The sequence below is a fragment of the Mesorhizobium sp. BH1-1-5 genome (assembly GCF_020165615.1).
In the GTDB taxonomy this organism is placed as follows: domain Bacteria; phylum Pseudomonadota; class Alphaproteobacteria; order Rhizobiales; family Rhizobiaceae; genus Mesorhizobium.
This window is the reverse complement of record NZ_JAIUIM010000009.1, coordinates 205,379-215,626: the sequence shown is the minus strand read 5'-3', so window position 1 is coordinate 215,626 and position 10,248 is coordinate 205,379. Positions and strand designations below refer to the sequence as shown.

The 10,248-nt window shown below is 62.4% G+C and carries 14 protein-coding genes; 11 read left to right on the top strand and 3 right to left on the bottom strand.

Translation table 11 applies throughout. The features are described from left to right. Positions 1 to 292 precede the first annotated feature (292 nt). Both LB572_RS14765 and LB572_RS14760 read left to right on the top strand, forming a co-directional pair. Positions 293 to 625 carry a hypothetical protein gene (locus tag LB572_RS14765; protein WP_224668215.1) on the top strand — a complete coding sequence of 111 codons (333 nt, stop codon included), beginning with the start codon at positions 293 to 295 and terminating at the stop codon, positions 623 to 625. A 247-nt stretch (positions 626 to 872) separates the two neighbouring features. Further along, a complete protein-coding gene (locus LB572_RS14760; RefSeq protein ID WP_224668240.1) occupies positions 873 to 1,340 on the top strand; it encodes an NUDIX hydrolase in 468 nt (155 codons plus the stop codon). An 81-nt stretch (positions 1,341 to 1,421) separates the two neighbouring features. Here the strand turns inward: LB572_RS14760 and LB572_RS14755 are convergent, their stop codons facing one another. Then, entirely contained in the window at positions 1,422 to 2,303 is an 882-nt protein-coding gene (locus LB572_RS14755; protein ID WP_224668214.1) for an NmrA family NAD(P)-binding protein, read from the bottom strand. A gap of 81 nt (positions 2,304 to 2,384) precedes the next feature. On the opposite strand from LB572_RS14755, the gene LB572_RS14750 reads away from it, so the two are divergent. The 7 genes from LB572_RS14750 (at position 2,385) to LB572_RS14720 (ending at position 7,553) form a co-directional block, all read left to right on the top strand. After that, positions 2,385 to 2,708 carry an ArsR/SmtB family transcription factor gene (locus LB572_RS14750; protein ID WP_040990288.1) on the top strand — a complete coding sequence of 108 codons (324 nt, stop codon included), beginning with the start codon at positions 2,385 to 2,387 and terminating at the stop codon, positions 2,706 to 2,708. Then, positions 2,705 to 3,109 carry an SRPBCC family protein gene (locus tag LB572_RS14745; protein WP_140802949.1) on the top strand — a complete coding sequence of 135 codons (405 nt, stop codon included), beginning with the start codon at positions 2,705 to 2,707 and terminating at the stop codon, positions 3,107 to 3,109. Before LB572_RS14750 ends, LB572_RS14745 begins: the two co-directional genes overlap by 4 nt. A 78-nt stretch (positions 3,110 to 3,187) precedes the next feature. Next, entirely contained in the window at positions 3,188 to 3,586 is a 399-nt protein-coding gene (locus LB572_RS14740; protein WP_224668213.1) for a VOC family protein, read from the top strand. A 30-nt stretch (positions 3,587 to 3,616) separates the two neighbouring features. Beyond that, complete coding sequence (locus LB572_RS14735; RefSeq protein ID WP_140802951.1) at positions 3,617 to 3,850, top strand: hypothetical protein; 234 nt, start codon at positions 3,617 to 3,619, stop codon at positions 3,848 to 3,850. Further along, complete coding sequence (locus tag LB572_RS14730; RefSeq protein WP_224668212.1) at positions 3,850 to 4,299, top strand: DUF1801 domain-containing protein; 450 nt, start codon at positions 3,850 to 3,852, stop codon at positions 4,297 to 4,299. Before LB572_RS14735 ends, LB572_RS14730 begins: the two co-directional genes overlap by 1 nt. Positions 4,300 to 4,370: 71 nt before the next feature. Beyond that, positions 4,371 to 4,775, top strand: a complete 405-nt coding sequence (locus tag LB572_RS14725) for a DUF1801 domain-containing protein (RefSeq protein ID WP_412033562.1) — start codon at positions 4,371 to 4,373, stop codon at positions 4,773 to 4,775. Positions 4,776 to 5,075: 300 nt separating this feature from the next. Beyond that, positions 5,076 to 7,553: an EAL domain-containing protein gene (locus LB572_RS14720; protein WP_224668211.1), complete on the top strand. Its 2,478-nt coding sequence runs from the start codon at positions 5,076 to 5,078 to the stop codon at positions 7,551 to 7,553. Here the strand turns inward: LB572_RS14720 and LB572_RS14715 are convergent. Beyond that, positions 7,550 to 8,110, bottom strand: a complete 561-nt coding sequence (locus LB572_RS14715; protein ID WP_224668210.1) for a GNAT family N-acetyltransferase — start codon at positions 8,108 to 8,110, stop codon at positions 7,550 to 7,552. The genes LB572_RS14720 and LB572_RS14715 overlap by 4 nt on opposite strands. 286 nt (positions 8,111 to 8,396) lie before the next feature. Here LB572_RS14715 and LB572_RS14710 point away from each other — a divergent pair, with 286 nt between their 5' ends. Beyond that, positions 8,397 to 8,852: a DUF2214 family protein gene (locus LB572_RS14710; RefSeq protein ID WP_224668209.1), complete on the top strand. Its 456-nt coding sequence runs from the start codon at positions 8,397 to 8,399 to the stop codon at positions 8,850 to 8,852. Between the two features lie 11 nt (positions 8,853 to 8,863). On the opposite strand, the gene nth is transcribed toward LB572_RS14710, so the two are convergent. After that, positions 8,864 to 9,670 (bottom strand): endonuclease III, encoded by an 807-nt coding sequence (gene nth / locus LB572_RS14705; protein WP_224668208.1) that lies wholly within the window; start codon positions 9,668 to 9,670, stop codon positions 8,864 to 8,866. A 23-nt stretch (positions 9,671 to 9,693) separates the two neighbouring features. Between nth and LB572_RS14700 the strand changes: the two genes are divergently transcribed. Further along, the gene (locus tag LB572_RS14700; RefSeq protein WP_140546266.1) at positions 9,694 to 10,188 is read left to right on the top strand and encodes a DUF2244 domain-containing protein; all 495 of its coding nucleotides are present in this window, start codon (positions 9,694 to 9,696) and stop codon (positions 10,186 to 10,188) included. The last annotated feature ends 60 nt before the right edge of the window (positions 10,189 to 10,248 follow it).

The window sequence follows — 10,248 nt, the reverse complement described above, 5'->3', positions numbered from 1 at the left end:
GCCACCCCATCCCCGTCGTGATCGCGCTCACCACCCTTAAGTCAGCGCCACGTCCCCTTTGCGGCTTGCAGGCCGCGTCATGCCCGTCCAAGTGGATACACCCCCCGGTTGCTGAGTGGTGCCTTTTTTAGGATATCCTAACTTTTCGGTTGTGGAACCCAAAAACTTACGTAAGGGACACTGACCAAATCGCACGGCGTTTGCCAGTCGTCATATGACGGCAATCGCGCGGCTTCCGTGAACCGCATCACGTTTGGCGGTCACCCATGGCGTTATGGCCCGCGCGCACTATATGAAAAGCATGGTTTTTCGTATGGGAGCCGCGTGGATGCTTCGTCACACTCTGGCTGTTCTGGCAGGCGCCGTGCTGGCGGCCGCGGTTTCTCCGATTGCGCCGTCTTATGCGCAGATCGTCATCCCGACAAATCGCAACGCATTGGTGCAGCAGAACGAGCTGCAGCAGTTGCAGAACCGGTTGCAGCGGCAGCAATACCAGCAGCAGCAGCAAATCTATCGCGAGCTCGATCGCCCGACCGTGCCCAGGGGTCAGCCCGACGTGCCGGTATATGACAAGACATGTCGGATGGAAGCGGTCGGCAACACGATTTCCAGGGTTTGCCGCTGACATTTTGTTTTTTTCAGTTTATTAGCCGACTTACTTGCTGGCAAAATGCCTGATTGCAAGGGTGGGGATTTTAGAGCAATTCCAGGAAAAGTGTGACACGGTTTTCCGTCAGGAATTGCGTCAAGACAGAAAGATAGAGCGGTTCGCCGTTTCCACGAAACGGTGAGACGCTCTAGGGTTTGCAGGGGGACAGGTTTTTGCCGCGCTAAGTGCGTGTGGCAGGATGCTGCTCTCACCGGAATTTGGGATGGCAACAACCAAAAAGAAAGCAGTTCGCAGAGCCAGGAAAGGCCAACGGATCCGCCAGGTAGCGGCCATTCCGTATCGGTTGCGAGAAGACGGCAGCCTCGAAGTGTTGCTGGTTACCTCACGCACCACGCGGCGCTTTATTGTGCCCAAAGGTTGGCCGATGAAGGGCAAGTCCGGCCGCAAAGCGGCAACGATCGAAGCCCAGGAGGAAGCCGGCGTTCTCGGCAAGGCGCTGAAGCAGCCTGCCGGCACCTATTCCTATTGGAAACGCATGACCAACGGCTTCATTCGCGTCGACGTTGCGGCCTACCTGCTCCAGGTCACCGAGGAGCTTGCCGACTGGCAGGAAGCTGCGAACCGGCAGCGCGCATGGCTGCCGGCGGCCGACGCCGCCCTGCTCATCGACGAGCCGGAGCTCTCGACGCTGCTGAGGGATTTGACCGTTCCGGCAGCCGACCCGGCTTAGAGAAATTCCAGGAGAACTGCGTAGCGCGCCACCCTTCGGCGAGAAGGCATCCATGCTGGACCATGCGAATGTCGGCGCAAGCTAGAGCTTAGCAATGCCGCCCCGCGAATTCGCCGGGATTGTTCGCAGCAGGAAACCCCGGAAACTTTCCGGTTTTCGGCGGGTAACTGCCGCAAAGTCGGCTGTCGTAAAGTTGTAGCAGCCCTCGCCGATAGAGGCGCACAGGCTTGCAAAGGCATGGGGCCAAGGCTCTTCGATCTGGGTGGACGCAGCGGCCACATATTCCTCGATGGAACACGGGCGGTAGCGCAGCGGCTTGCTGCTCGCCTCGCTGTAGATGCTGCAGACATCATCAAAATCGAGCAGGCGATCGCCGGTGAAGATGTGCGTTTCTGCAAATCCGCCGGGTCGGGCGGCGACTGTCGCCACGGCGGCCGCGAATTCGTTGCGCGAGATCGGCGCAAATTTACCATGGCTGGCGGGAAGCGCGAGCTCCCCCGAAGCAGCGCAAGGCAAAAGCCAGCTATCAAGAATGAACTCTGAGTAAAGGCCGCATGCCAAAACGGTCGAGGGCACGCCGCAATGCGCCAGCTGGCGCTCCGTGTCGCGGTAGACAGACGAGAAATAGAACGGCGACAGTTCGCCCGTGTCGAGGATACTCGTGAAGACGATATGCCCGACCGCAACGGCGGCCGCTGCCTCGATGACATTGGCGTGGTGCCGCCTCACGGCATTTGCCGCGCCGTCGCTCGAAATCAGGACCAGAACATCGACACCCTCGAACGCCGTTCGAAGAGCGCGGATGTCTTCATAATCGGCGACGCGAAGCGGCATCGAAGCTGGCAATCGGCGGCGCGCGGTACTGGCGTCTCGGACCATCGCGACCACGTTCCGACCGCGCTTGGCCAATGTGCGGGCAACTTCGCTGCCAACATGGCCTGTCGCTCCCGTGACAAGGATCATCGCCGCTCCCAGCTTTGCGCTTGACTCACATATATCCCGGCGGTTATACGAAAATCAATAGCCAACGGGTTATCGATTAAAATGACGACCGCGCACGATATGCTGTTCAGGACGCTTGCCGATCCGACGCGACGCGCCATCTTCGAACGTCTCTGCCGCCAGGGCGAGCAGACGGTCGGAGCCCTGACCGCGCAGGCCGGCGTGTCGCAGCCGGCGGTGTCGAAGCATCTGGGCGTGCTCAAGGAGGCAGGACTGGTGCGCGACCGCCATGAAGGGCGCCAGACCCATTACAGCGCCCAGCTCAAGGCGCTGGCGCCATTGATGGACTGGACGCGCGACATGGCGGGGTTTTGGGAAAGCCGGTTCGACGACCTGGAAGACCTGCTCAAAAGGATGGATCAATGAATGAAGCAGCAACGCGCTCCGTCATCGTCGAGCGCGAGATCCCTTTTCCGCCTGAAAAGATCTGGCGCGCGCTCACCCAACCGCATCTCATCGAGGAGTGGCTGATGAAGAACAACTTCAAGCCGGTCATGGACCACCGCTTCAATCTGAACGCGGAATGGGGAGGCGTCGACTGCCAGGTGCGGGCGGTCGAGCCCAACCGGACCCTGTCCTACAGCTGGGACACCAAGGATCTCGAGAGCGTCGTCACCTGGACGCTCACCCCGACAGGCACAGGCACGCATCTGCGCATGGAGCAGGTCGGCTTCCGCACCGACCAGAAGCCGTATTACCGCGGCGCCACGGTGGGCTGGAAGCGCAACATCGCCGCCCTGGAGGAACTGCTTTCGCGGATCGATTGAGTCCGCCGAAGCGTCAGAAGACAGACACAGGTCCTGGCGGGGCGGCAAACCGCAGGCGTAAGCAATGGAGACACGAAAATGAAGATCAAGCTGACCAGCATCTATGTAGACGACCAGGAAAAGGCCCTCGGCTTCTACATGGACGTTCTGGGCTTCACCAAGAAGGCCGACTTCACCAACGGGCCGTTTCGCTGGCTGACCGTCACCTCGCCCGACGATCCGGACGGCACCGAGCTGCAGCTGGCGCTCAACGACAATCCGGCGGCAAAGACCTATCAGCAGGCCATCTTCAAGCAGGGCCAGCCGGCGCTGATGCTTTTCACCGACGACATCAAGAGCGACCATGAGCGCATCAAGGCCAATGGCGGCACCTTCGCCATGGCGCCGACCGCGGTGACCGGCGCGACCATCGCGCAGCTCAACGACACCTGCGGCAACCTCATCCAGCTTTCGCAGCTGGCGCGCTGGCAAGGCTGACGTTTTAATCGTTCGACAGAGGAGGTAGCATTGGACTGGAGCAAGTGGATCAGGCAGCTTCACCGCTGGCTGTCGATTATTTTTACTATGACCGTCATCGCCAATTTCGCCGCGATGGCCATGGGCCCGCCGCCCGCCTGGATCGTCTATTCGCCGTTGATCCCGCTTTTCCTGCTGCTGTTCAGCGGACTCTATATGTTCGTGCTGCCCTATGTCGCCAAATCACGTGGTGAGCCGGCGCGCGAGCGCATCGGATCAGCCTGATGGCGAAAGCGAAATCGCCGAAAACTGCCGCCGGATCCGCGGACAAGAAGCCGGTCCTGCTTTCGGGCGGCAACCCGCAGATCGCCAAGGGCTATGGCGACGCGCCCGTGCAGGCCTATATCGCGGCGATGCCGGGCTGGAAGAGCGAGGTCGGGCGCCGGCTCGACCAGCTCATCGTTGAGGCCGTCCCCGATGCGCGGAAAGCCGTCAAATGGAACTCTCCATTCTATGGCATGGAGGGCGACGGCTGGTTTCTTGGCATCCATTGCTTCGCCAAATACATCAAGGTGGCATTCTTCCGCGGCCTGTCGCTGAAGCCCGTGCCTCCCGTCGAATCCAGGAGCAAGGACACGCGCTATTTCCACATCCATGAGGACGGCCGGCTCGACGAGGAGCAATTCGTTTCCTGGGTGAAGCAGGCGAGCCAGCTGCCTGGCGAACGGATGTAAGCGCACGAAGATCAAGCGCCGTCTCCCTAAAAGGGCCATGGTGGCGATCACTATCCAGCATCGAGGGAGAAATGGACATGCAACAAGGCGGCGCGCAGGACGGCAAGTCTCCGTCAGAGCTGATCGACGGACGGATCAAGGAGCTCGGCGACTGGCGCGGCGAGACGCTTGCCCAGCTCCGCGCCTTGATCAGGCAAGCCGCGCCCGAAGCGGTCGAGACATGGAAATGGCGCGGCGTCCCGGTCTGGGAGGACGCCGGCATGATCTGCACCGGCGAGACCTACAAGGCCGTCGTCAAGCTGACCTTCGCCAGGGGCGCGGCACTGGCCGATCCCAAGAAGCTCTTCAACTCCAGCCTCGAAGGCAACACCAGGCGCGCCATCGATTTCAAGCAAGGCGACAAGATCGACGCCGACGCCTTGAAGGCGCTCGTTCGCGAGGCCGTGGCCCTCAACAGATCCAAGGTCAAACGCTGAGAGACGGCTGGGGCGCGCTATCAGGTTGATGTTGCCGGCTTTTTCATCCGCGCCTCGGCAACGCGGGTCGATAACTATGCGCCAAATATCGGCATCACGCAGCGTAAGCGTCCTTCTGTTGCTGAGCAATAACTCATGAAACAAATACTGGACAAATTTATCGGCTGTTAAGCCAGACCCGTTATCTGGATTGATGTCGCCAGTAACTGGGCGACATGCGGGGAAGAACATCGTCTCAACCGACGGATGAGCCAGTCGGACAGACACCGAGGGAGCCAGCACAAGCTCCATGGGAATGGGATGAAGCTCTCATCGACCGACGCCGCCCCGCGTCTTATCGGACTGGTCTGGCCTTTCGTCGCGGTCGTCCTGATCCAGGCACTGGTTGCGACGCTCAGCCTCCACACGCTGTCTGCCGTCCGCGCCTATGTCGGCGGCGAAAGCCAATGGTCGAAGGGGCAGAAGCACGCCATCTATTTCCTCAGCCTATATGCCGACACCGGCCAGGAAGAGTATTTCAAGGAATATCGCCAGGCCATCGCCGTGCCGCTCGCCGATCGCGCCGCGCGGCTGGCGCTCGAGCAGGCCGAGCCCGACACGAATACGGCCCGGCTTGGCTTTCTTGGCGGCAACAACCATCCCGACGATGTCGACGGCCTGATCTGGCTGTTCCGGAATTTCCGCGGCGTGAGCTATCTCGATACCGCGATCCGCCACTGGACGGCTGCCGACGAGATGATCCTCGCCATCGAAGGACTTGGCGACGACATGCATCGACGGCTCGAGAACGGGCCGGCGTCGGCGGCCGAGACCGGTCTCTGGAAGGCGCAAATCCACCAGCTTGACCGCCGGATCGGGCCTCTGTCCAGGGCATTCTCCGACAGCCTCGGCGAGGGATCGCGCTTCATTAAGATGGCGCTGACGGCGGCCAATCTCGCGACCGCCGCCCTGCTTATCCTCCTCGCCGTCTGGCGCACGCGCAAGCTGATGAAACAGCGCCAGGCATTCCAGAACGCCCTCAACGCCGAGCGCGAGCGTGCCCAGATCACATTGGCCTCGATCGGCCAGGCCGTCATCAGCACCGATGCCGAGGGCCGGCTGGACTATATGAATGCCGGAGCCGAAAGGCTGCTTGCCTGTTCGCTGGCCGCCGCCAAGGGCAGGCCGGTCGCTTCGTTGTTCCGGCTCGTCGACAAGGACAGCGGCGTCGAGGAGACCGATCTGGTTCCGCGCCTGCTGGCGGGCGAGCCGCGCCGCTCCAATGTGCGCCCGCAGCTTCTGGAGCGTTCCGACGGTTCCGTCGTGCCGGTGGCGCTGAACGGCGCGCCGCTGATCGTTTCCGGCACGATCCTCGGCTGCGTCCTGGCCCTGCACGACATGACGCGCGAGCAGGACTATATCGAGCGCCTGTCATGGCAGGCATCACACGATGCGCTGACCGGTCTCGTCAACCGCCGCGACTTCGAGAACCGGCTGGCTGGCGCGATCTCCGAAGCGCTGGAGAGGCCGCGCCGGCACGCGCTGATGTATCTCGATCTCGACCAGTTCAAGCTGGTCAACGATACGTGCGGGCACGCCGCCGGCGACCAGCTGCTGCGCCAGATCTCGGTGCTGCTCGCCAACGAGCTGCCGCCCGGCGACATCCTGGCCAGACTGGGCGGCGACGAGTTCGGCGTGCTGCTCTTCGATTGCGATATCGACTGTGCCGCCGCCACGGCCGAGCGGTTGCGCGCCACGGTCCAGGATCTGCATTTCTCCTGGGAAGGGCGTCCCTTCAACATCAGCGTCAGCATCGGCATGGTCGAAGTCGCCAATGCCGGCATGACGCTGGAGGAGGTGCTGCGCGCCGCCGACGTCGCCTGCTACATGGCCAAGGAAAAGGGCCGCAACCGCGTCCAGCTCCACAGCGACGGCGACTCAGCACTTCGCGAGCGCTTCGGCGAGATGGCCTGGGTGCAGCGCCTGCATGCGGCGCTCGATGAGAACCGCTTCAGGCTGCATGCGCAGGAGATCGCGCCGCTGCGCGACGATATTGCCGAGCCCGGCGCGCATATCGAGATCCTGCTCAGGCTGACCGACGAGGACGGCAGCTTCGTCACCCCGCAGAGCTTCATCCCGGCGGCGGAGCGCTACGGATTGATGCCGGCGATCGACCGCTGGGTGGTGCGCAACACCTTCGCCACATTGGCGGCGAGACGCACCGATCCGCGCGCGACGCCGATATCCACCTGCGCGATCAATCTCTCGGGCGCCACGTTCGGCGACGAGACGTTTCTCGGCTTCATGCGCGAGCAGTTCGCCGCGCACGCCATTGCGCCCGAAACGATCTGCCTGGAGATCACCGAGACCAGCGCCATCGCCAATCTGACCGAGGCCATGCGTTTCATCGCCGACCTGCGCGGGCTGGGCTGCCGCTTCGCGCTCGACGATTTCGGCTCCGGCATGTCGTCCTTCGCCTATCTGAAGCATTTGCCGGTCGATTACCTCAAGATCGACGGCGGCTTCGTCAAGGACATGCTCGACGACCGCATCGACCGCGCGATGGTCGAGATGATCCATCATATCGGCAAGGTGACGGGAAAGCGCACCATCGCCGAATTCGTCGAAAGCGACGGCATCGTCGAAGCCTTGAAGGCGATCGGCGTCGATTATGCGCAGGGTTATGCGATAGCCAGGCCGCAGCCATTCGACGCGATGACCGCTCTCGGAAATCGGCCGGGTGCGAAGGAGGACGTTTGGGAAGGCGTGGCGCAGGCCTCGCGCCGCAAGGCTGGTTAAACGCTTCCCTTCCCGGATCCGGCCTGCCGTTCCAACAGGATCGTCGGCTTATCGTGGTAGACGGTGCGCAAAATCTCGCGATAACCGTTCTTCTCGGCCACTCTCTGCGAAGCGCCGTTTTCCGGATCGATGATGCAGACGGTTCTCGCCTGTCCGAACGCCTCGTCGCTCCAGGCGACGATCCGCCCGACGACTTCGCTCGCAAGCCCCTGGCCATGCGCCTCCGAAGCCAAGGCCCAACCTGCCTCCGGCACGCCCTCGATCGACGGCTCGATCTCACGCTTCAGATCGTGGAACCCGGCTTCGCCGATGAAGCGTCTCGTCTTCTTGTCCTCGATCGCCCAGAAGCCGTAGCCGATCAGCGACCACAGGCCGGCATGGCGCAGGAAGCGCATCCAGCTTTCCTCCCGCGTGCGCGGCTTGCCGCCGATGAAACGGGTGACGGCAGGCTCCGCCCACATGGCGGCATAGGTCTCGAAATCGTCCAGCCTGTGCGGCCGCAGGACGGTGCGCGCCGTCTCGAGGATCGGCACGCCGGCTTCCGTTTTCACGCTCATCGCATTCCCCTTCATTCAGGTGGCAGCGCTTAGAGCAATTCCAGGAAAAGTGTGAGCGGTTTTCCGTCCGGAATTGCGTCAAAACAAAGAGATAGAGCGGTTCGCCGTTTCTCTGAAACGGTGAAACGCTCTAGCAAACCAGCGCGCTCGATCAAGGGCCAGGACAATGCGGTGGCTCTTCCAGCCATAACGGCCATGGCACGGCTGCATCGCTATGGGCTTTTCGCCTGGCGATGCTAGTTTGCGCGAAGCCGACCCGGAAACGCAATTCGACCGGAGAAGAATCATGGACACCACCGACCTTCTGCTGGCCATCATCCATCACCTGCTGGTATTCTCGCTGGCCGGCATCATCGGTGCCGAATTCGTGCTGGTGCGCGGCGATCTGGGCGCGGCGACGCTGAAGCGCCTTGCCGGCATCGACCGCCACTACGGCATCATCGCCGCGCTGATCGTCATCGTCGGCGTCTGCCGGGTGTTCTTCGGTCTGAAAGGCTGGGAATTCTACGTCTACAATTGGGTGTTCTGGGCAAAGCTGGTGGCCTTCGCCATCGTCGGCCTGCTGTCGATCGTGCCCACCATGCGCTTTCTCTCCTGGAACAGGCAGGCGGGCGGCGACCCGTCTTTCGCGGTGCCGGCGGCTGAATTGGCTGCGGTGAAGAACTATGTTCGCGCCGAGGGCTTTGTCTTCCTGCTGATCCCCGTCTTCGCCGCGGCCATGGCGCGCGGCTACGGTTATTAGAACAAAAAACTCTAGGCCTCGACCGGAAACCTCTCGTCCAGCGGCGCGATCGGCACCAGCGGCGCCGGTATGTCGGTGGTCTTTTCCTTCGACTTGCAGATGTCGGCGATGACGCAGGCCGGGCAGTCGGGCTTGCGCGCCTTGCAGACGTAGCGGCCATGCAGGATCAGCCAGTGATGCGCATGGCGTATGAATTCGGCGGGGATGACCTTGAGCAGCCCTTGTTCGACCTGTTCGGGCGTCTTGCCCGGCGCCAGCCCGATCCGGTTGCCGATGCGGAAGATATGCGTGTCGACCGCCATCGTGTGCTGGCCGAAGGCGACGTTGAGCACGACATTGGCGGTCTTGCGCCCGACCCCCGGCAGCTTCACCAGCTCGTCGCGATCCTGCGGCACCTGGCCCGCATGGTCGTCGATCAGCGCCTTCGACAGCGCGATCACGTTCTTGGCCTTGTTTCGCCACAGACCGATGGTGCGGATATGATCGCCGACCTTGGCCTCGCCCAATGCCAGCATCTTTTGTGGCGTGTCGGCCGCCGCGAACAGCGCCTTGGTCGCCTTGTTGACGCCGGCATCGGTCGCCTGGGCAGACAGCACCACCGCGACCAGCAGGGTGAAGGCGTTGACATAGTCGAGCTCACCTTTCGGCTCCGGCCGCTGCACGCAAAAGCGTCGGAAGATCTCATGCACCTCGGCCGAGGTGTAGAGCGAGCGCGAGGCAGCTTTTCGCGGCCGTCGACCAGGCGCCCGGCCGCCGCCCGCGACGGCCGATTGAGACTTTTTGACAGCTACGGATTTTTTCGACTTGGGAGGCGCCATATCCCTTCCTATAATATCCCCTCATGAGCGACACAAACGCCTCGTTCCAGGCCGACGAGCCATTTTTCCAGGCCTTGCTGACGCCGCACCGCTCGCTCGGCCGCACCGGCTTCCTGATCCTGATGGGAGCGCTTCTGTTCGGCTGGGCGGTGACCGGCGCGTTCTTCCTGGCGCATGGCGCCTGGCCGGTGTTCGGCTTCTTCGGCCTCGACGTGATCGCCGTCTACATTGCTTTCCGCGCCAATTACCGCGCCGCCCGCGCCCGCGAGGAAATCTCGGTCTCGCGCACCAGCCTCGACATCCGCAAGACGGCGCCGTCCGGCCGCTCGGAAAACCATCGCTTCAACCCGTTCTGGACGCGGTTTTCGATCGCCCGCCACAGTGAGATCGGCATCACCAAAATGGCGGTGGAAGCCCAGGGCAAGAGCGTGGCGATCGGCGGCTTCCTCAATCCCGACGACCGCGAAAGCTTCGCCACCGCCTTTTCGCGCGCGCTGGCGACCGCCAAGACGCGCTGAGCATGATCCCGAACCGAAGGTCCGCGTCAGCGAAAAGTGGACGCCGGTTTTCGGACAAGA